This is a genomic window from Nostoc sp. DedSLP03, from assembly GCF_034530815.1.
In the GTDB taxonomy this organism is placed as follows: Bacteria; Cyanobacteriota; Cyanobacteriia; order Cyanobacteriales; family Nostocaceae; genus Nostoc.
The window spans coordinates 120,093-142,300 of the sequence record NZ_JAVRCK010000003.1; the positions used below are offsets into that span (position 1 = coordinate 120,093).

Here is a 22,208-nt window from a genome sequence, read left to right on the forward strand (position 1 = left end):
GCTTTTTGCCAGCAGTACAACGATCCTGTTGGAGCCGATGGCATCAAGCAGAAATTATCGGCGGTAGCTCAACTTAGTCGGTAATATTGTTAATATTTTCCACTCATTTAATGTATTAAAAAAACTATAAAATTATTATCAATTACTCATTATTATCGCCTTTCTTGATATTGCGCGATCGCCACACAACACGGTCAAAATACCATTGCAATATCGGTGCAAAAAAACTGTGAAACTGCAACAGTAAAGACATTTCTATTCCTGGTGTAATTGCAAACACTTTTCGTTTTACTCTCAGTAAGATATCAAAGGCGACTTTCTCGGCTGTCATGGTTTGGGCGGATTGGGTAATCAGTTTGGTTTCCATTGGCTTTGTTTTATTTTCGGCTGCCAATTGAGGCGTATCGGTATCTGGTGGGTAAACAATGGAAATGTGGATACCTGCGGTTTTGAGTTCGCCCCGCAGCGACTCAGCTAATCCTCGCACAGCAAATTTACTGGGACTATATGGCGTATAACCGTATAAACCAATCAATCCGACTCCCGAAGAAATTACGACAATATGACCTTTTCCCTGGTGCATCATGCTGGGTAAGACAGCCTTAATACTATAAAGAGTCCCAAAGTAATTGATCGCCATTGTTTGTTCAAAAATCGTCACAGGTAGTTCGGCGAAATACCCTGGATGGGCAATCCCCGCAGAGGTAATCAATAAGTCCGGTACATCTAGCTGAATAATGGCAGATGCGATCGCATTTTCCACTTGTTCGCGTTCAGATACATCTGCGGAAATAACTAATATTTGCTGATTGGGATCGGTTTTAAAGGTTTCGAGTTCTGCTTTGGTAGAGTTGAGCTGAGTCTGAGTGCGAGCAATGATAGAGATACTACTACCAGATTGCACCAGAAGTTTAGCGATCGCTTTCCCAATACCACTGGAGCCACCAGTAATAATTGCGTGTTTATACATCTTCTATGCTATTAGGTACTTGGGTAAATGCGATCGCCAAGGCTGCGATTGTAGTGTTAATTTGTTCTTCTGTGTGAAGACAACTGATAAAAAATCGCAGACGTGCGGCATGATTGGCAACAGCTGGATAAATGATTGGTTGAACGTTAATACCTGCTTGAAAAAGAAGATGAGAAAGCTGAATACAGGTTAAAGAATTCCCCACCACAATGGGAATAATTGGAGAATTTTGGCTTGTGGCTGTATTCCAACCTTTAGCTTTAGCCTGTTTTAAAAAGTATTGCGAGCGCTGTTGTAAAATTTTAACTCGTGTGGGTTGGGCTTTAAGTAAACGCAAGGCTGTTAAGGCGGCGGCGGTATTGGCGGGGGATAATCCCACACTGTAAACAAAACCAGGGGCAGTATATTTTAAATAATTCACCAAGGCTTTAGACCCGGCAATATATCCCCCACAACTGGCAAAAGCTTTACTGAGAGTTCCCATCCATAGATCGACATTCGCTGGTTGCACACCAAAAAACTCACCAATACCCCGTCCTTGCTGACCCAGTACGCCAATAGAATGGGCTTCGTCTACCATGAGTAAAGCTTTGTGGCGTTGCTTCAGTTCAATAAACCGGGGCAAGTCCGGGATATCCCCATCCATGCTGTAAATGCCTTCAATGACAATCAGAACTCGCCGATAGTGTTGACGTTGGTCTTGCAACATCTGATCTAGAGCTTGCCAATCATTGTGGGGAAAAGGCACAGTCTTCGCACTGGATAAAGCGCAGCCTTGCAAAATACTATTGTGACTCAGGGCATCATAAAAGATTAAATCCTGGGAGTTAAACAGGTGTCCAATGGTAGTAACGTTGGTTGCATGACCGCTAACGTAAACAATGCAGTCTTCTACGCCAAGAAACTCGGCAATTTCTTGTTCTAGTTCTTGATGTAGAAGACGTTCACCTGATGCCAAACGGCTAGCACCAACCGATGTACCATAGCGATCGATCGCATCTTTAGCTGCTGCGGAAACTGCCGGATCTCCTGATAAGCCCAAATAGTTGTAAGTGGAATAATTAATCAGTGTACGTCCCTGAACTTGAGTGCAATCCCTAGTTAGGGATTCCTGCATCTGAAAATAAGGATTGGGGATTTCCAGAGTTTGAATTTGGATTAACCGTTGCTGGAGTTGTGCATATTCTGGAAAGCACTCAAATTGATAATGTTCAGGTGGAATTTGAGTTAAAGGCTGGTGATTGTGGTGAGCGAGTTCTTTAGTGAGATATTGGGCTAAAGTGGCGATCGCTCCAAATGTTTGCAGTGTAGAAATGTTGAGTAAATAACCTGACCAAGCCTCCAAGTCTTGAATAAATTTTGCTACTTGAATAGAATCCAAACCATAGGTTTCAAAAGATTCCTTTTGGTCAATAGATTGTATGGGAATATGCAATTTTGCAGCTAGCCACTGGGATATCCAATCTTGGATTGACTCTACACTATAGGGCTGGGCATACTTGTTGAGGTGAAGAGGAATATCTGTCGATTCTGAGTTTATCGATGACAAATTACCCGCTAATAAATTCTCCCGACAGATAAGGCGCTGAATCTTGCCACTGGAGGTTTTGGGGAGAGTTCCGGGTTTGAGCAGCAAAACTCGATAAACTTGTAGATCGTGTTCTCTTAATACTTCTTTTCTAATGACTTTCACAACCTCGTCAACATTGAGATTCCGTAGATAAGTTCGCTTCACTTCAGAAACAACAATCAAGCAATCGCTTCCAGCCATTTCCACAGTAAAGGCTGCACTACCGTGAAAGGCTAACCCTGGATGACTAATTTCCACTGTTTGTTCAATGTCTTGAGGATAATGATTTCGTCCTCGAATTACCAACAAATCCTTGAGACGACCCGTAATAAATAACCCAGCTTCATCCTCCCAAAAACCTAAATCTCCGGTTCGCAAAAACGGCCCCTCTCCCGTATCAGCCAGATAAGCACCAAATGTTTTCTGAGTTTCCTCAGATCGATTCCAATATCCCTGTGTGACACTCTCACCAGCAACCCAGATTTCTCCCACTTGTCCTGCTTCGCATTTTGTTAATGAAACTGGATTGGCGATCGCTACAATTTGCTTTAACCAAGGATGACCGCAACTAACTAATTTCCGATAAAGGCGATCGCGATCGCAGCTAACTACTTGGTTTTGCTCTAAAACCTTGGCATCGCAAACCTTGATGGTCGGTACTTCTGCTTTCTTCACTCCAGTTACTAGCAGGGTTGTCTCTGCCATTCCATAGCAGGTTTTAAAGCTACTGGGGCGAAATCCGTAGGGCGAAAATAGCTTGGTAAAAGACTCTATAGTTTCGGCTCGAATCGGTTCGGCACCATTGAGGGCAATTTCCCAACTGCTGAGATCGAGGTTGTCTAATTGCTCTGGCTTAATATTTTGCACGCAGAGATCGTAAGCAAAGTTAGGCGCTGGACTCACTGTTACCTTGTAAGTTGAGATTCCCTTTAGCCAACGCATCGGGTTTTGCAGAAATGCCAATGGTGGCATGAATATTAAAGGAAATCCCGCAGATAGAGGTTGGAGTATACCTCCGATTAATCCCATGTCATGGTAGGGCGGTAACCAAGAGAATCCAATATCGGGTTTTTTTTCAAAGAATTGACCGATGGCGGCGCAGTTGTGGATCAAATTGCCGTGGGAAACCATGACTCCCTTGGGAGTACCAGTTGAACCAGAGGTGTATTGTAATAAAGCTAGGGTGTTGGATTCCACCGCTACAGGGGTAAAGTCGTGGGAAGAAGTTACTATTCGATCGGTTAAAACCCAATGCAACTGTTTAAATGTCGGTTCATTTGTTCCATATTGCTCAATTACTTGGAACATATCTGCGGTGGTTAATAACAAGGTAGCTTGAGCGTCTCGAATAATCGCTTGCAATCGAGATAGTTTTTGATTTCGTTTGGGTGGATAGGCGGGAACGGCAACAATCCCTGCATACAGACAGGCGAAGAAGCCTGCGATAAAGTCTAATCCAGGTGGGTAAAGTAGCAAAGCTCTATCTCCTAGTGAAGAGAACGATTGGAGATCAGCCGCGATCGCCTTTACTTTATTTTCCAATTCCTGGTAGGTTAGACGGTTAGTTTCTATTTCACCATCTTGAAGAAATATGTAAGCTGGTTGATGCGGTTGGTTTTTAGCCCTTTGGTATAGCAAATCTATCAGTGTTCTTTCCTGTCCAAATAAATTAGATTTAGTTTGAAATTCGAGCATTATGATTATCAATTTAACAACTAGGTGTAAACAAAATCAACTATTACACTAATACCATTTCTCTATGAAGCTGCGCTAAATTATCAACAATGGTAAATTTGGTTTCAGAGTGATGGATTTAAGATTACAAGTTGAAATAAAAAAGAGTCAAGAAGAATTAGAAAAAGCGGTTAAATACGCTTATGAAGAAAGCAGCAAAGAGCGATAACCAATGCTCTACTCACGAAAACTTGGTCAGATGATGCTGAGACTGATGAAAGCTGTTTACGGACGCGCTCGCTTCTGTTATAGATGGAAGAAACAAATCAAATCCTCTTTGGTTGTTGAGCGTAGTCGAAACACTACCTCATAAAATTGCCACGCCACCCAAAGAAAAAGCCACCGGATACCCCAGCGACAGCAGTACCAAAGCACCAGCAAACATCACTGGCCCCAGCCATTCATAAGCCAACTAGCCTTAATTCCAAAAAATCGTCTATGTGGTTTCACTAATGACAATTTATCAACTCATCTGCTAGAGATGTCTATTGGTTTACTGTTATATAAGCAATGCTTGCTAGAGTCTGGAGTGCATCAATTGTGGGCATCGATGCCGTCAAAGTCGGCGTGGAAGTCGATGTGTCAGGGGGATTACCGGGAATTATTGTCTTGGGACTTCCAGATTCAGCGATTCAAGAATCCAGAGAAAGAGTCAAAGCAACTTTGAAAAATACTGGCTTTGCCTTTCCGATGCGAAAGATAGTAATTAATTTAACCCCGGCAGATTTGCGCAAAGAAGGCCCCTGTTTCGATTTGCCTATTAGTGTAGGAATTTTGGCGGCTTCTGAGCAAGTTAGCGCTGATTTGTTGGGGGATTATCTATTTTTGGGCGAGGTCTCTTTGGATGGCAGTTTACGTCCCGTGGCTGGTGTATTACCGATCGCAGCAGCAGCGCAAAAGATGGGAATTGCAGGTTTAGTTCTCCCTGCTGATAATGCCCAAGAAGCGGCAGTGGTTGAAGATTTAACTGTTTACGGCTGCAAACATCTGTCTGAGGTGGTGGATTTTTTAAATAATCCGGGGCGTTACAAACCTGTGCAGATAGATAGTACAACACAGACAACAACAGTATCCTACCCTGGCACAGATTTGCATGATGTCAAAGGACAAGCTCATGGGCGTCGTGCTTTAGAAATTGCTGCGGCTGGTGGGCATAATTTAATTTTTGTCGGGCCGCCCGGTAGTGGGAAGACGATGTTAGCAAGGCGCTTACCGGGAATTTTACCGCCATTGAGCTTTGCCGAATCTTTGGAAGTGACTCGCATTCATTCGGTAGCTGGTTTATTAAAAAATCGTGGTAAATTGGTACGCGATCGCCCTTTTCGCAGTCCCCACCACTCGGCATCCGGGCCTTCTCTTGTAGGCGGTGGTAGTTTCCCTCGTCCTGGCGAAATATCATTATCCCACAATGGGATCTTATTCTTGGACGAATTGACAGAATTTAAACGTGATGTTTTAGAGTTTCTGCGTCAACCTTTAGAAGATGGTTTTGTGACGATTTCCCGCACCAAATTATCAGTTGTTTTTCCCGCACAGTTTACTTTGGTAGCGAGTACCAACCCCTGTCCTTGCGGTTACTATGGCGATACTATCCAACAGTGTACTTGTTCTCTTCGGCAACGCGAGCAATATTGGGCAAAACTTTCCGGGCCGTTGATGGATCGGATTGATTTACAAGTGGCGGTGAATCGCTTGAAACCAGAAGAAATTACTCAACAACCGACGGGGGAAGCATCAACATCGGTGCGTCAACGAGTACAAGAAGCACGCGATCGCGCAATTACTCGTTTTCAAAAAGAAGCAAATCTGCGTTGCAATGCCCAAATGCAGAGTAGTCATCTGCAAAAATGGTGCAAGTTAGATGATGGAAGTCGCAATTTATTAGAAGCAGCAATTAGAAAATTAGGTTTATCGGCAAGAGCAAGCGATCGCATTCTCAAAGTAGCACGGACTATTGCAGATTTAGCAGGAGAAGATGAGCTACAAACCAATCATGTAGCGGAAGCGATTCAGTATCGCACGATAGATAGAATGCAATAAAAGGGAAAAGGGAACGCTAAGACGTAGGAGAAATTAACTGACCAATACGCTTGAGAATTTGCAAAATGGCGTACAGTTCTCTCGCGGATGTAAAGGGAGCAAAAACTCTTGACAAATCATACTGTGGTGTATTTGTTTGCGTCACTTTGATAAATAAAATATCGTCTCCATTCGTCACCATCCCAAACACAGGTTTATTGGGATTGGGGTTAACCATCATATAAGCTAGAGCTTGCGGTACAGCCGACCAAACTGAAAGTGTGGTTTTTTTCGACTCCAACACCATTACCCATAACCGATCTTGCAACACTAAAACATCAATCCGTCCACGCAGTGTCTCCTCGCCATCATCCAGAATTAGTTCCACGGGTGATTCAGCCTTAATTCTGAAAGGAGGATCGTAAAATCCAGAGAGTGCAAGTATTGGTGACACCAACAATATGACTGTCCCTTCTAGTAAATCACCTCCGGCACGGTGATAAAGATACCTGCGACGCACGACATCCACAGAAGCTTTTTCCGCTTCTGTAATTTCAGACAATCCCTCATACCACTCTGGGAAAAATTGCTCGTTTTCAACACGGACAAAACCAAATCGATTTTCTGCATCCTCTAGAGTGGTAATCGCTTCTGTAATTGCTGCGGTCTGTGTCATTGCTTCTAGGTAAAAATTACTTTGCTATATCAACATCAGCGCATCTTTATTATCGCCAATTAGCGCCGCAGCTACGCCCGCCCTTAGACATCGCATTGTCATATCACTATAAAATTCTAAATTCCTCCCCAAGGACGCTTCACAAACACCCTTGGGGGGATGCCGTAACTCAGCAAATCAGTATCCAATATAGCAGGGACTAAGCAACATCCCTTACAAGGAGACTGATTGGATGAATTTGCAAGAAATTTGGAAGTTACTACAAGAGACATTCAAAGAATGGAGTGACGATAAAGCCTCGCGGTTAGCGGCGGCGTTAGCTTATTACACGATTTTTTCCATTGCACCGTTGCTAATTATTGTAATTGCGATCGCAGGTGCAGTATTTGGAGAGGAAGCGGCAAGAGGTCAAATTGTCGGGCAAATTCAAGGTTTAGTCGGGGTAGATGGCGCCAAGTTTCTCGAAACAGCCATCCAAAATGCTAACCAACCAAAGACAGGAGCGATCGCTTCGATTATTAGTGTCCTAGTTTTGCTATTGGGCGCTACAGGCTTATTTACTGAGTTGCAAGATGCCATGAACACGATTTGGGAAGTGAAACCCAAACCTGGACGTGGCATAAATAACATGATTCGCCTCCGCGTTTTGTCCTTTGCAATGGTGATTGGAATTGGCTTTTTACTTTTAGTTTCTCTCGTAATTAGTACGATATTAGCGACCTTAGTAACATACTTTAGTAACTTATTGCCAGGTTTCGATTTCATCTGGCAGATTGCTAATTTAGTCATCTCTTTTGCAATAACTACAGTACTGTTTGGACTAATTTTTAAAGTTCTACCAGATGTCAAAATTGCATGGAGTGATGTTTTAATTGGAGCGTCTATCACCTCAGTTTTGTTCTCTATTGGGAGATTTTTATTAGGACAATATTTAGGTAATGGTAGTTTTGGCTCGACCTATGGTGCTGCTGGTTCACTGGTGGTGATTTTAGCTTGGGTTAACTATGCCGCACAAATTCTTTTCTTCGGTGCAGAATTTACTCAAGTTTATTCCCGAAGGCATGGCAGCGGCATAGTCCCAACTAAAAATGCTATACATGTATCTGATAACACAAACTATAATGGCAAGGCGCCAACAGAACAAGTATCGAATAAGAAGAAGCCATCTTCTCGCTTTATTAATCGCTTTTTTCAGTATTTTAGGAAGCCTAAACGCTTAAAAAAGAGAAGAAACAATCAGCGTTTTTAATCTTTAATTACTGGAGATTTATATTGATAAATCTGATAGATATTGAAGTATCTAATATCCCATCCAAGTAATTAGTTATTCTTGCCATAGGATATGAATAAAGTATTCAGTAATTCTGAATTCTGACTTTTTTTATACTGGATTTTTTCCAGAAGCCCATTGAACAAGGAAGAAAATCAGTACTAATGGAAAAATGGTTTTTTATCAATTGGCAAGCAATTTTTATTCCTAGCATCAGCATCTTTGAGTTGATTATCCGCGGATCGCTAGTCTATTTAGCGCTGTTCTCAGTGCTACGCCTACTTCCTAGCCGACAATTAGGAACACTAGGAATTACTGATTTACTCGTAGTTGTATTATTTGCGGAAGCTGCTCAAAATGCTATGGCAAGTAATTACACATCAATTACTGAAGGTGCTATCCTAGTAGGAACAGTGATTTTTTGGAGTTACTTGCTGAACTGGTTGGGTTACAAAATTCCCCAGTTCCAACGTTTCCTGAATCCGCCACCGCTGCTATTGGTAAAAAACGGTCGGATGATTGAACGCCATCTGCAACGAGAGTTAATTACAGATGATGAGTTAATGAGCAAGTTACGTCAGCAAGGTGTGGAATTTTTAGCTGATGTGAAGTTCGCCTATATGGAAGCTGATGGCAGGATTAGTATTATCATGTCGGATTCAAAAACTGCTTCCGTCTCTGAGCAAAAAGTAACGTTAAAAAGCGATCTACATTAATTAAACTGTAAAATATGACGGTTGTATTCTGTGCCGAACTGTGATTGAGCGTTATACTTTGCCCGAAATGGCTAATCTGTGGAGTGAAGCCTATAAACTAAAAACTTGGCTGCAAGTCGAAATTGCTGTTTGTGAGGCTCAAGCTGAACTTGGTTACATTCCATCTGAGGCGGTTGAGGAAATTAAGGCCAAGGCAGATTTTGATCCAAAGCGGGTGTTGGAAATTGAGGCTGTAGTCCGCCACGATGTCATTGCTTTTTTGACAAATGTCAATGAATATGTTGGTGATGCCGGACGCTACATTCACTTGGGTCTAACTAGTTCGGATGTTTTGGATACAGCTTTAGCACTGCAATTAGTTGCCAGTCTGGATATATTATTGCAACGTCTGGAAGATTTGATTCAGGTAATTCGCCAAAAAGCACGGGAACATCGTCATACAGTAATGGCTGGCCGATCGCACGGTATTCACGCTGAACCGATTACTTTTGGTTTTAAACTAGCTGGTTGGTTAGCAGAAGTGTTGCGACACCAAGAACGCCTGAGAATACTCCGCAAAACTATTGCGGTGGGTAAAATTTCTGGTGCAGTGGGAACATACGCGAATATTGAACCGCGCGTAGAAGCGATCGCTTGTCAAAAACTCGGACTCGAACCCGATACAGCCTCAACTCAAGTTATTTCCCGCGATCGCCACGCTGACTACGTGCAACAATTAGCTTTGGTAGCCGCAACCATTGAACGCTTTGCTGTAGAAATTCGCAATCTCCAAAAAACAGACGTTTTAGAAGTTGAAGAATTTTTCGCCAAAGGTCAAAAAGGCTCCTCAGCCATGCCACACAAGCGCAACCCCATCCGTTCGGAACGACTGACGGGAATGGCACGACTCGTCAGAAGTCATGCTGGTGCAGCTTTAGAAGACGTTGCTTTATGGCATGAGCGAGACATTTCTCACAGTTCTGTAGAACGGGTAATTTTGCCAGATGCTTGTACGTTGACGCATTTTATGTTGTCAGAAATAACCGATTTGGTGAAAAACTTGTTGGTCTATCCTGAGAACATGAAACGCAATCTCAACTGTTACGGTGGCGTTGTGTTCAGCCAAAAAGTGTTACTAGCTTTGATAGACAAGGGAAGCAGCCGAGAAGAAGCTTATGCGATCGTTCAAGAAAGCGCTCACGCCGCTTGGAATCAGCCAGAAGGAAACTTCCAAGACTTGATTAGCAAAGATCCGCGTGTTACCCAAAAGTTGTCTCCAGCAGAACTAGAGGTTTGTTTTGATCCCCAGCAACATCTGCGGCATTTAGAAGAAGTTTACCAACGATTAGGTATTTAAGATTAATTTACTTGTAGTAGGCGTTTAGGCGCTTACTATAAGTAAATTACCCCAAAAATATGCAGATATCATCAAAAAAGATATATAGCCGTAGCTATATAGGTTAGGACAATGTTGATTGCTAAAAGCCTTGATTTCACGCTTGTTTCTACTCAAGAACTGCCTTGAAAATAAGGCAGGAGGCAGGAGGAAAAGACATTTTCATTGTTCCTTGTGAGCGCAGCTCATGGAGTCTCTTGCAAAAATGTTTGCAATAAATTTTCTTGTGGGATGGGTGTCCTCACACGTCCGGGCGGGCTTTCCGGCCCACCCCACAAGAGCTAAATTTTATGGAAAAAGGAATAAAAAAACCTTTCCCCAATAAAGATGAGTCCCTTTTCCCGCAAGAGTGCAAAAGTTACTTTTGCAAGAGGTCTAATGTTTAGGATGAGCCTGTCAAGAAAAACTGCGCCTGAATTCTATTATATAAAGATACCAACAATATTTAATATTGCAATCTGTTTGATGCTCGAATTATTGCTAGCACTGGGTAGTATACATTACAAATACTTGCTTATTTATTAATACTACGAGTGCTTTGATGATTGAAATCCTAGCCACACTTTCTGCCTCTGCGGCAGCAGGAATGAGAATAGGTATACCTTTGCTAATTATTGGATTATTGCAGGGTAGCAACTTGTGGTCACAAGTCCCAATCTTATCTCACATTTCTCCACCAATATTATTATGTTGCCTCACCAGTTGGTCATTAATTGAATTATTAGCCTCAAAAAAGCTTTGGGGGCAAAGATTGCTCCAAGTGGTTCAGTTATTCATGTCTCCCCTTGTAGGCGCAATTATGGGGTTAGCAGTAGCTACAGCAACAGCAACCCCAAACTGGCTGATTGCCATAATTGGAGGTTTATTAGCTTTGGTACTCCAGCTCGTCCAAATTGGTTGGTTCTATCGGTTACGTGGCTTACCTTTGTGGGCAGTCTTCCTTCAAGATACCTTGTGCATTGCTCTAGTACTATTTGCCTTTGATGCTCCTTGGCAAGGAGGAGTAATTGCTTTAATACTGCTTTGGTTTGCAGTTCGTAGTGCTAAACAGTGGTATGACTGGTATCGGCTAAAAAGTTAGGAGTTAAAAGTGAGAAGTTAGGAATGAAGATAGAAGTTAAAAGTGAAGAATTAGCGAGAAAAAGAAAAGTTAGGAGTTAAAAGTGAGAAGTTAGGAATGAAGATAGAAGTTAAAAGTGAAGAGTTAGCAAGAAAAATTAAAAACTCCCAACTCCTAACTCCCAACTCCCACCCAACTCCCACCCAACTCCTAACTCTTAACTCTTAACTCCCAACTCTTTTCATTTACTGCAAAAGCCCAATCATGTGCAAGAAGCCGTGACCGGTAATCAGCTCTACGATTAAAGCAATAAAACCCAGCATTGCAATCCGACCATTCCATACTTCAGCACTAGTTGTCAGACCCCATTCCCAACGCTCTTGAGGGTACATTTTGACCATTTTTTTCATTTGAGCAGCTTGCGAAAGCTTGAAACTGGGGTTTCTCAGCGCATCAATCACTAATTCGGCTAGTGCATTAATAAATACTGGATGGGTATTAGGAGCAGGTACGCGGCGGAAGTTGTGAATTCCTGATTCTTCGGCTACTTCTCGATACTCAATATCAATTTCTTGTAGTGTCTCGATATGCTCTGAGACAAAACTAATTGGCACAACAACCAAATCTTTCACGCCTTGCGCGCCTAGTTCTTTGAGGGCATCTTCAGTATAGGGTTGCAGCCATTCTACTGGCCCGACACGACTTTGGTAAGCTAAGGTGTGGGCATTGGGTCGATTGAGAGTCTGCATAATCAACGCAGTACATTCTTCAATTTCCGCCTGGTAAGGGTCGCCTGCTTCTTCAACGTAGCTTTTCGGAACGCCATGAGCGCTGAAGAATATATGAACCTCATCCGGGTTGGGAAATTGCTCAAGTTCTTGGGCTATGAGTTGCGCCATTGCTTGAAGATAGCCCGGTTGTTTGTACCAAGAAGGAATAACGGTGTAATCAATCGGTTGAAGTTTTGGATCTTCTCGCCAAAGCTTGTCTAAAAGCCGGAAGCTGGAACCACTGGTGCTGATAGAAAACTGGGGATATAGTGGTAATATTACCAGGTGTTCTACCCGATCTTGGGTAATTTGTGCGATCGCCTCTTCTGTATAGGGATGCCAATAACGCATTCCCACGTAGATATTAACTTCTTGCCCCAAAGAATCTAACTGTTCTTTTAGAGCTTCCCCTTGGGCTTCTGTAATCCGCCGCAATGGGGAACCACCACCGATTTGCTTATAATTTTCTTGAGATGTTCTGGTTCGCCGTGTGGCAATAAACCAAGCTAGGGGCTTTTGCAACCAGCGAAATGGTAGGCGAATAATTTCCGGATCGGAAAATAGATTGTACAAAAACGGCCCGACATCTTCTAGCTTATCAGGGCCACCGAGATTGAGTAATAAGACGCCTACACGACCCATAGCAGTTACTTTCCCCCAATCTTTTCAGGTTTTTTACTAATGTTAACAATATATCTTTATTAAATATAAAGCTTAATAGCAAGGAAATATGCAATGGCAACAATTTTAAGAGATTGGAGTTACCGCTATCAGTGGTTCTATGATGGTATCTCTCGTTTAGCAGCCTTAAGTGTAGGTGGTGAAGCCCGTTTTCGGCAATTTGCTTTGCAAGGCTTAACAATTCACTCAGATTCTCAGGTTTTAGATTTATGTTGTGGTAGTGGCCAAACGACGGAGTTTTTAGTAAAAACTTCACAAAACGTAATAGGATTGGATGCTTCACCCAAGTCTTTGCAACGGGCGCGGTTAAATGTACCGAAAGCTTCATACATAGAAGCTTTTGCTGAAGAGATGCCATTTGCAGATAATTTGTTTGATGTGGTGCATACCAGCGTTGCATTACACGAGATGCAGCCTCAGCAATTACGAAAAATTATTAAGGAAGTTTATCGGGTGCTGAAGCCGGGAGGGGTGTTTACGTTGGTGGATTTTCACGCTCCGACAAATCCGATATTTTGGCCTGGGATATCGGTGTTTTTGTTGTTGTTTGAGACGGAAACGGCTTGGGAATTACTGAAAACTGATTTAGCTGAGTTGTTAGCTAAGACTGGCTTTAAAGTCAGTAAGTCTACTTTATATGCAGGTGGGAGTTTGCAAGTGATACAGGCGAATAAATGAACAATACTACTTTATTAATGGCAGCTAAGAGACTCTGCTATTAATAAAGTATGGGTGATTTTTTTATAGTACTTAAGCAGATAGGCGGTGAAAAAATGACGCAGGAACTAATAGACCTCAAAAAGAGTATTTTGGAAGGACGTTATACAGATGCTTTAGCAATTGTAGACGAATTTGAGGGAATGAGTAAACAAGCTATTATGCGGAATATCCGAGTTTATTTAAGGATTCTGCTGATTCATTTGATTAAGAACCAAGTAGAACAACTATTAACTGGTTCCTGGGCAAGTTCTATTCGTAATTCAATCAGAGAAATTAAAAGTCTTAATATCAAAGATAATAAAAAATCTTACTATATTAATTTATGTGAGTGGGAGAATTTGATAGAAGAGGATGTGATTGAAGATGCGATCGCTGATGCCAGTGATGAAGTGATGAACGGTAAATTTACTCGCTCTCAGTTGTCTGCGATGCTAGATAAAAGCCAGATTTTAAGTACAGCAACTAGTTTACTGGCTTTAACATATACTTATTCGCCAAAAGAATTATCAGCGATTATGGATGATCGTCTTAGTCAGTTAGCTGGTGGAGAAGATTGGATAAATCGGGGTTGAGGAGTGTTTCAATCCCTAATAGGGATTTTGATGAATTGCAATGTTGTGCCATAATTCATCCCGATGGCTTGTTAGTTTCAATCCCTAAAAATCGTGGTTGCGCTACGCGCAACCACGATTTTTCATTGGCGGTTGCACTAATTTTTGGATGAAAAGCACCCGGATTTTGATAACCGCAACTTGGGTTAATAGTACTTACAGCACCTACTAAAACTATTTTTTATTATCATGAAGTAATCTTTAAAAGGAGTAGTGTGACAGGTAAGAAAACGCTTCACTTAAATTCGCATTAGCGGAGATATAAATATATAAAAAATGATGATCGTAATATTTTTGGCTGCTTTATGGTGTCTTTGATTCGCCTTTTAAAACAGGTTGTACTTTAAATTTATTTGATTTTTCCTCTGGTGCATCATGCCAATATTGGTCATCTAATAAAATACTTCTACTATCTATATCTTGTTTAGAAATTACAAAGCTACTATGATTATTCTCGAAATCATAGACATGAAATTCCATTTCAGTAAAAGGAGCATATTTTCTTGCGACAATGAAAGGTACAAATACTATTTGTACTTGACTAGGTTGGAGAACAACCATCGACCTTACATGCTCTGTAGGAGGAACTTGTAAAATTCTAGATATTTTCTTTCCATCCGGTGTTATTTTTACTCCACGTCCTAATTCTCTTGCAGATATTACGACACCTTGATATTTATTTTTATCACCCTCAAAAGTTATAAATACTTCGACTTTCTTAACGGGAAAGTTCCCATTGACTGATGTAAAACCAATCCTGGGGTAGTATCCAATCCCTTCTACTTCACCTTCCTCGGAAGAAAAACTTGTGTTTAGAACAGATGAAAGACTAATCAATTTACCTTCTACTTGTGGCTTTTTGAATTGTTCATATACATAGGGAGAAAGCCAAGCAAATGCACCTATTAAACTTAGGGTTAATGTTGTTATTTCTTTCCAATGATTTGCTTTAAAAAATTGAGTTAATGCAGACCTTTTAGGTGTCTGTAAAGAAGTTGGTTGATTGGCATTCGGTGAAGAGGGTGGTTGATTCATATAGTAATTTTTATTAAATACTCAATTTATAACAAATCATTAAATATACAAATTATGAGTTAGGTGTAATGCCCTTGAGATCCCAAAAATGAAAGTAGACGGCAATGGACAAGGCAAAATATTAAGGAAAGACGAATTAAGGCGATTATTCACCGAGGGATTTTTGACCCCACGCGATCGCGCTCTGTTTGGCATCTGCCTATTTACTGGTTGTCGCGTATCAGAAGCGTTGGTTCTGTTGATGACTGATATCAAATCAGGAACCATCACTTTCCAAAAATGTACCACGAAAGGCAAGTACAAAACACGGATTAATAGGGATTTTGATGAATTGCAATTTGGCAGCGTAACCGCAACAATACTAATACAACAACTACTTAGACAGCAAATGAAGCTAATATTACAGTAAAATGATTCATAAATTGTAGTATTTGTTATCGTAGTATTGTACGTATAACAAAGAATAAAAGTTTTCGCCAATTCAACATAGAGATGATGAAAGAACTAACGCGCCGCAAATTTATTGCAACAGCGACAGTGGCGACAGGTTTTGCCCTTGCAGTACAACCCATTTCTGCCGGAGTCATCACTACTGATGCCAAGGGGTTAGTAGCTGGTGCAGTGAAAATTCCTGTCAAAGATGGCGAAATTCCTGCCTATAGAGCAGCACCAGCTACTGGTGATAATTTCCCAATCGTTCTGGTAATTCAGGAAATTTTTGGTGTACACGAGCATATCCAGGATATCACTCGTCGCTTTGCTCGGTTGGGATATTTAGCGATCGCACCTGAATTATTTATCCGTCAAGGTGATGTCTCGAAGTTAAGCAATATAGACGAAATTCGTCCAATTGTCGCCAAAGTACCAGATGCCCAAGTATTATCCGATCTTGATGCTACAGTAAATTGGGCAAAGAAGTCAGCTAAGGGTAATGGCGAGAAATTGGGAATTACAGGCTTCTGTTGGGGCGGTCGTATTACCTGGTTATATGCAGCACATAATCCCCAGGTAAAAGCTGGTGTAGCTTGGTATGGGCGACTTGTGGGCGATGCTACCGAACTTCAGCCCAAGTATCCTGTCGATATTGCATCAAAACTGACAGTTCCCGTTCTCGGACTCTATGGTGGCAAGGATACAGGTATTCCTGTTGATACAGTAGAACAAATGCGCGATCGCTTAAAGTCTAGCAGTAGCAAATCTGAAATTATCGTCTATCCCAATGCACCTCACGCATTTTTTGCCGATTATCGCCCCTCCTACCGCGAACAAGAAGCTCAAGATGGTTGGAAACGCCTCTTGGCATGGTTTAAGGAAAATGGTGTTTAAAAAATTAGCTACTTATGAACTGTGACGCTGAAAAAAGTCCCAAATTGTTTCACTGGCGTTCAGCCCCAACTTCGCATTGAATTTGTTTAGGTTCTCGTCAGTTGAAGAACCACCAGGCCAGAAATGTCCACCGTTGACTACCGCTAGCTGCCAAACTTCGGAATTGCCACTGCAACCTGTGTAGATAGCGGTTTTCACTTTATCTTCAGAAAAATTTGGAGATTTATTTGATAAGGTACATCGATCGTGCGATCGCCAAAACTGTACCATGTCTGAGATCGAAACCAGTGCTCCTCGTTGAGTGCGATCGTCACCTTCATAAAGTACATCGCGATCGTTTGTACCGTTGATCGTTAACATCGATATCGGAGTTTGAGGCTGGCAACTAGGTTTGAGTCTAACTGGGAGCGAACCAGCTACTGATGCAAAGCCAGCAATTTTATCAGGTAACTTACAAGCTAGTGCTTGGGTAAGTATACCACCTCTAGAAAAACCGGTGGCATAAACTTTATGACTATCAATATTAAGCTGCTGCTGAAGATGATTAATCAAAGCACTGACAAATAAAACATCATCTACCTTTCCTTGAGCGTTACCTCTAAGACTCCATTTTTGGTCAATTCCATCTGGATAAACAACAATAAATCCTTTTTGCTCTGCTAATTTATTGAAGCGAGTCACGTTACTGATAGACCGACCATTACTATCATCTCCATGAAACACTAAAACTAATGGTATCGGGCGGTGTCGGTTATAAGATTTTGGAGTGTAAAAATAGTAAGTACGTAACTTTCCTTGATCGTATAATTCTCCATAATTATCACCAATCAAGATTTTTTCTTTATTTATATTTTTTTCGTCAGCCTGAATGGAATCGCAGGCTGTTACAAAACTAATTCCTAGTACAAATATTACAAGCTTTTTTAAAAGATGAGATTTTTGAGATATATTCATGTTGATTAAATTGACTTATGTTAACTACTTGTATTTAATTATAAGTCTTCTTCCGCAATAAAGTTTTAACTAATAGAGGCTAACAACTAAAGTTGTTAGCCTCTATTTAGATATTAAACTCTGACATTTACATAACGAGCAGGAACTCTAACTTTAACCCATCTGTTACCGCGTCGTACTGTTTCCCAATGTGCAGGAATTAACTTCCGTTGGTATCGGACGACAACAGGTTTACGCACAATAGCAGTTCTATGAACATTGGGTCTGACAATGATTTCTGCTGCTGATGCTTGTGACGGTAAAGAGGAAATTGCAAATGGGAGAGCAAGTAATGTACCTAATAAAATACGTTTCATATTCAAATCTCCATCAATTAATTTGCTTGAGTTTTATACAGCATTTATCAATAATTCGCGAACAGATATTCTTACTCATTAGCTTTACAGTAAGCTTTGTTTGTTACACGACTTAATTGATTTGCTGTATTGCTCTCAGTTTAAAATGCTGAATAAGAAAACACAGTGTAATAAAGTCATAATATCAGTATGACTTTATTCACATTTTAAATTTTGGACAAAAAAAAGGAGTTTAGAATTCTCCTTTGAGTATTATTGATTACTTAATTAAGTATACTTACTGAATTCTGTATGCAATCATTCCAATTAATACGGCAAGACCTAGCGCTCTGCGAAAATAATTAACGCCTTGAAATAGCTCCATCCACGCCCAAGTAAACAATGCGCCATTTGCCACAAAGTCTAACACTGTATTGATTTTACCACTTGTAAAAACTAGAGTGAGTAAACTAGCTACTATCCAAAGAATAAGTGGGGGGTTTGGCATTTGAGCCACAACAATTTTGCCACTGCTGTCACGGAAGGTTTTATCAACTAACGTGTTTTCCATTGTTTGAAATTACTACTTAGGTAAAATTATTAACTTGCAAAAATTACAGAGTAATTTATTGATAATAGGCTGAGATTTAATTGCAAGTTATTTAAAAAAATTAAAACATTAAACCAATTCTATTTTCACCCATCTAATTGCTGAGATTAGAGCAGTAAAGGATATTCATATATGACTATATTGAAAGACATAATTACACAAATACCAATGCGTATTTCTTTATTCTCGACGTACTTAAAATAGAAAAGCCTCCCAGAATGGGAGGCTGAAAAGTTAGCGGAGACAACTTGTTAAACTACAGCGATCGCTCCTCCTAATGCAGAGAAAATGGCGGAGACAAATGCTGTGGCAAACAGCCACCACGCTGCTGTAGCTGCGGCTTTGCGGGTTTCTTCTGCTTGCCGCTGTGCTTGATGCTTTACCTGTTCTAGACGGCGTTGGGCTTCCTGCTGTATGCGTTCTGCACGTTGTAATACTGTGTTGCGCGCCCGTTCAATTTGGTCGATGATTCGGTTGGCATCTTCTTCGGAGATGTCCTCACGAGAACTCATGATTGCCACTAGGGTATCACGGTCAAAGGAGGACAAGCGATCGCGCAGGGCATCAAAACCCGCTTGGGGATCGTCAAAAACTGTGCGAATATCGCGCTTAATACTATCATAGTTAAGTTCTGGGCGATCCAGGGAGTTGAGATAGTTACGAATGCGGGCAAAAACCCCATCAATTGCATCTTGAATGCCCCGTTGAATGCTGCGTACTTGTTCGACAAATTGATCCCTTACGGACACCATATTATCGGCAATCCGTGCTGCTTCTTCATCAGAAATATCTTCTCGAATTTTCAGCAGGGCGATGATGGTATCACGGTCAAACTGGGAAAGGCGATCGCCAAAACTTTCTACGCCCACTCGCGGATCGTGCAACAATAATTGCAAGTCGCGTTTGATACCTTCTGGGTTGAGTTCTTCTTTACCCGTTTGACGCAGATACTCTTCCAAATAACCTTTGAATGATTCTACTCTTTGTTGTGTACGGCTAGCTAGACGACGAGGCGCACGCACAAAGTTACGAATCGAAGTTTGGGTGGAATCAATAATTTCATTGACTTGTTCTTCACTCAAGTCTTGGCGTTGACTGAGCAATTTCACCAGTGTATCTCTGTCTACCCGCGACAACCGACGGCGCAATGCGACGGCTCCTTCTTTGGGATTTTCAAACAATTTGTTCAAATCTCGCTGAATACCTTCAGGATTGAGTTCTTGTTTGCCAGTATTTCGGAGATAATCTGCGATCGTTGTCGTCACAGAGTCGTATTGCTCTTTAGCTTTATCGACTACAATTTGAGGTGTGTGGCGAATATTATACCATGACTCCTCAGTAGCATTGATGATTTGATTAACTTGATCTTCACTCAAATCTTCTCGCTGACTCAACAACTGTACTAAGGTATCGCGGTCAAAGCGAGACAAGCGCGCCCGAATTGAGCTAACTCCAGCTTGCGGATCTTCTAGTAGCTTTTTGAAGTCGGCGCGGATGCCATCAGGATTCAGTTCTGATTTGCCAGTGTTACGCAGATATGATTCTACATTCAGCCACAGGGTTTCTGCTTGATATTGTGCCTGTTCTGCTAGTCCTTTGGATTCTACCAAAACGCGATCGCGTTGTTTTTCCAATTCATCGACAATGCTATCTACTTCATATAACTGGACATCATTACGTTGTAGCAATATCTGCCGAATTTCTTGGCGGTCAAGGTGCGCTAGCCGCAATGTCAGAGTTTCATAATCTGCCTCTGAGTCTTCCAACAGTGGTTTAAAATTCTGCTCAATGCCTTCGGGTGTCAAATCTGCCTTGGGAGTCACGAGCAGATAATTTTCTACTGCGCGTTGCAAGTCTTGGACTATATCTCTTTCTTCAATAGCTCTGACTGTTATTAGCACTTCTTGGCGGACAGTTTCTAGCTGATTGGCAATGCGTTGAATTTGACCTTGAGTCAGCAATCCTCTTTGTTGCAAAATTTTGACGAAATCATTGCGGGATAGTCGTTCTAGTTCCCTACGGACGATTCCAGGATCGGCTGCTGGGTCGTAGATAACATCATGAAATTCCTGTGCAATTCTTTCTGGACTCAGTTGCCAAGCATAAGTATTATACAGGTAATTTTCGACATCAGCCCGAATTGGGCTATAGGGTTGTGACGGTGTTGGCAAGCCTAACTTATCTGCTTGTTCGGTGACTTTATCTTTCGCGCTAGTAAGACTACCTAAGATTTTTTCCACATCCAAATCAGACAAATCTGCACGGCCCAACACAATGCCAGTTAAGGCAGATAATCCTTGCTGGAGAGTACTTTGAATTGGCCCTGAAGCAGTTTTTTGGTCAGATTCTTTGGAACCACCCTTTTCTGCTAATAACCGATCCAACTTGGCGTTGAGTTCATCTGTCTTATTTTGTCCTGCTGGAAGTGATTTCAGATAATCCATCAATTCACCCAAACGGTCTTGGGTGGCTGGTTGCTGACTTACCACTTGCTGCCAAACTTTATACAAGGTATCAGCAATGCGGCTAACGTCTTTTTTGGAAAGATCGGTGCGGCTGCTGACTAACTCGATAAACTTTTGGCGGTCGATGTTGCGGATATCTGGAGTCCCAGCGATCGCTTTGAATTGCGGATCGTTGAGTAAATTTTCAAAATCACTCCGAATCTTTGACACATCGAGTTCTGGAGGACGTATCTTATCTAAGTAATCTTCAATGTTTTCCCGGATACTTACGGGGTCGATGGCGCTTCCTAGTTCTCGACGGACAGCGGCGGCGGCGGCTTCAGCTGTGGCTACCACTTGGTTATTTACAGCTTTCGCACCTAGTGCGGCGGTAGCAGTCCCCATAATCGCTTGAAACCCAGATGTTGCCGTATTCACAACTGAGCCAATTAAGGAGCCTACGGTGGTGGAACTTACCCAAACTAAGAGCAAAAAGTAAGCACCCCAAATCACTAAGCCGAGAGTCGCTCCCAATCCTCGGTCTGAGATTACAAGGCTCAATTTTACTGCTAGGTAAGAAGCGATTAATAAGGCGACAGTCACAGTGACTAATGTCCAAATTCCCACTGCTGTGCCGATTTTGCGAATACTGCCGCCCAAACTTCCGACTTCTCCATTATCTGAATCCGAGTCAGATGAGTGCCCCAGGTAGGAAATACCGGCTGCAAGGGAGAGATTAGTTAGAACTAATTGGAAAGCAAAGGCAAGAATCACGCCGGAGATTAAAGCCACAAAAAAGCGTGGCCCCGAAAAGAGAACCGATGCTTGTTCTGGTGTGACGTTTGAGCGTTCTACTGGAACCTGTGCTAACCACAATAGTGGTTTATAGAGTCCCACCATGATTTCCGTACTTTGGAACATTGGATTTCCTTCTACCTACTAAGTTTAAATTTGGGGGAATTAAGAATTTTTTGAGAAGCAACTCTTAGTATTTATTATGTTTGTACCTATGGCAATACCTAACTCTTTAGATCACAATCGTAGAATTTACGTCTTTAAAGCATCTCTCCAAAGGCTGAAACCCTCATACAGCGGAAGATATAACTTTTTTTATCTCTTGGTAAAGAACATAATTCAATGGCAAGCAATCTTACTTATTTACTGCTAATTTTAATTTTAATTGTTTAATTTATAGTGAGTAACGCTATTTAAAAAATAGTTTGCTTTCAAATAGTTTAGATTTATTTCAATATCTGTTTTTATCACCCTCTCTAGGTGGATTTATTTATAATAATACGTTTGAGCATCGGTCAGAAGAAGTGCTTGTCTTTT

18 protein-coding genes are annotated in these 22,208 nt (G+C 41.5%); 9 read left to right on the plus strand and 9 right to left on the minus strand.

Annotation, left to right across the window (positions count from 1 at the left end):
- Positions 1-142: 142 nt before the first annotated feature.
- Complete coding sequence (locus RM368_RS02505) at positions 143-970, minus strand: SDR family oxidoreductase (protein WP_322692580.1); 828 nt, start codon at positions 968-970, stop codon at positions 143-145.
- A complete protein-coding gene (locus RM368_RS02510; RefSeq protein WP_322692581.1) occupies positions 963-4,235 on the minus strand; it encodes an aminotransferase class I/II-fold pyridoxal phosphate-dependent enzyme in 3,273 nt (1,090 codons plus the stop codon). Before RM368_RS02510 ends, RM368_RS02505 begins: the two co-directional genes overlap by 8 nt.
- A 549-nt stretch (positions 4,236-4,784) precedes the next feature.
- On the opposite strand from RM368_RS02510, the gene RM368_RS02520 reads away from it, so the two are divergent.
- Complete coding sequence (locus RM368_RS02520) at positions 4,785-6,314, plus strand: YifB family Mg chelatase-like AAA ATPase (protein ID WP_322692582.1); 1,530 nt, start codon at positions 4,785-4,787, stop codon at positions 6,312-6,314.
- A 16-nt stretch (positions 6,315-6,330) separates the two neighbouring features.
- Here the strand turns inward: RM368_RS02520 and RM368_RS02525 are convergent, their stop codons facing one another.
- Positions 6,331-6,969: a type I restriction endonuclease gene (locus RM368_RS02525; RefSeq protein ID WP_322692583.1), complete on the minus strand. Its 639-nt coding sequence runs from the start codon at positions 6,967-6,969 to the stop codon at positions 6,331-6,333.
- Positions 6,970-7,201: 232 nt separating this feature from the next.
- Between RM368_RS02525 and RM368_RS02530 the strand changes: the two genes are divergently transcribed.
- The 4 genes from RM368_RS02530 (at position 7,202) to RM368_RS02545 (ending at position 11,411) form a co-directional block, all read left to right on the plus strand.
- A complete protein-coding gene (locus tag RM368_RS02530; protein ID WP_322692584.1) occupies positions 7,202-8,218 on the plus strand; it encodes a YihY/virulence factor BrkB family protein in 1,017 nt (338 codons plus the stop codon).
- A 185-nt stretch (positions 8,219-8,403) separates the two neighbouring features.
- A complete protein-coding gene (locus RM368_RS02535; protein ID WP_322692585.1) occupies positions 8,404-8,955 on the plus strand; it encodes a DUF421 domain-containing protein in 552 nt (183 codons plus the stop codon).
- 40 nt (positions 8,956-8,995) lie between these two features.
- On the plus strand, positions 8,996-10,291 hold the full coding sequence (purB, locus tag RM368_RS02540) for an adenylosuccinate lyase (RefSeq protein WP_322692586.1): 1,296 nt from the start codon (positions 8,996-8,998) through the stop codon (positions 10,289-10,291).
- Between the two features lie 580 nt (positions 10,292-10,871).
- Positions 10,872-11,411: a DUF4126 domain-containing protein gene (locus RM368_RS02545; protein ID WP_322692587.1), complete on the plus strand. Its 540-nt coding sequence runs from the start codon at positions 10,872-10,874 to the stop codon at positions 11,409-11,411.
- 224 nt (positions 11,412-11,635) lie between these two features.
- Here RM368_RS02545 and hemH read toward each other — a convergent pair whose 3' ends face one another.
- Positions 11,636-12,802, minus strand: a complete 1,167-nt coding sequence (hemH, locus tag RM368_RS02550) for a ferrochelatase (protein WP_322692588.1) — start codon at positions 12,800-12,802, stop codon at positions 11,636-11,638.
- A 93-nt stretch (positions 12,803-12,895) separates the two neighbouring features.
- Here hemH and RM368_RS02555 point away from each other — a divergent pair, with 93 nt between their 5' ends.
- Together RM368_RS02555 and RM368_RS02560 are read left to right on the plus strand one after the other, a co-directional pair.
- Positions 12,896-13,519: a class I SAM-dependent methyltransferase gene (locus RM368_RS02555; RefSeq protein ID WP_322692589.1), complete on the plus strand. Its 624-nt coding sequence runs from the start codon at positions 12,896-12,898 to the stop codon at positions 13,517-13,519.
- Between the two features lie 95 nt (positions 13,520-13,614).
- The gene (locus tag RM368_RS02560) at positions 13,615-14,133 is read left to right on the plus strand and encodes a DUF29 family protein (RefSeq protein WP_322692590.1); all 519 of its coding nucleotides are present in this window, start codon (positions 13,615-13,617) and stop codon (positions 14,131-14,133) included.
- A gap of 342 nt (positions 14,134-14,475) precedes the next feature.
- Here RM368_RS02560 and RM368_RS02565 read toward each other — a convergent pair whose 3' ends face one another.
- On the minus strand, positions 14,476-15,207 hold the full coding sequence (locus tag RM368_RS02565) for a hypothetical protein (protein ID WP_322692591.1): 732 nt from the start codon (positions 15,205-15,207) through the stop codon (positions 14,476-14,478).
- Between the two features lie 88 nt (positions 15,208-15,295).
- On the opposite strand from RM368_RS02565, the gene RM368_RS02570 reads away from it, so the two are divergent.
- Positions 15,296-15,616 carry a hypothetical protein gene (locus tag RM368_RS02570; RefSeq protein ID WP_322692592.1) on the plus strand — a complete coding sequence of 107 codons (321 nt, stop codon included), beginning with the start codon at positions 15,296-15,298 and terminating at the stop codon, positions 15,614-15,616.
- Between the two features lie 86 nt (positions 15,617-15,702).
- A complete protein-coding gene (locus tag RM368_RS02575; RefSeq protein ID WP_322692640.1) occupies positions 15,703-16,533 on the plus strand; it encodes a dienelactone hydrolase family protein in 831 nt (276 codons plus the stop codon).
- 12 nt (positions 16,534-16,545) lie between these two features.
- Here the strand turns inward: RM368_RS02575 and RM368_RS02580 are convergent, their stop codons facing one another.
- The 4 genes from RM368_RS02580 to RM368_RS02595 form a co-directional block, all read right to left on the minus strand.
- Complete coding sequence (locus tag RM368_RS02580; protein ID WP_322692593.1) at positions 16,546-17,487, minus strand: alpha/beta hydrolase family esterase; 942 nt, start codon at positions 17,485-17,487, stop codon at positions 16,546-16,548.
- 113 nt (positions 17,488-17,600) lie between these two features.
- Entirely contained in the window at positions 17,601-17,843 is a 243-nt protein-coding gene (locus tag RM368_RS02585; RefSeq protein WP_322692594.1) for a hypothetical protein, read from the minus strand.
- Between the two features lie 277 nt (positions 17,844-18,120).
- Positions 18,121-18,393 (minus strand): hypothetical protein, encoded by a 273-nt coding sequence (locus tag RM368_RS02590; RefSeq protein WP_322672721.1) that lies wholly within the window; start codon positions 18,391-18,393, stop codon positions 18,121-18,123.
- Between the two features lie 290 nt (positions 18,394-18,683).
- Positions 18,684-21,797 (minus strand): MFS transporter, encoded by a 3,114-nt coding sequence (locus tag RM368_RS02595; RefSeq protein ID WP_322692595.1) that lies wholly within the window; start codon positions 21,795-21,797, stop codon positions 18,684-18,686.
- Positions 21,798-22,208: the final 411 nt, after the last annotated feature.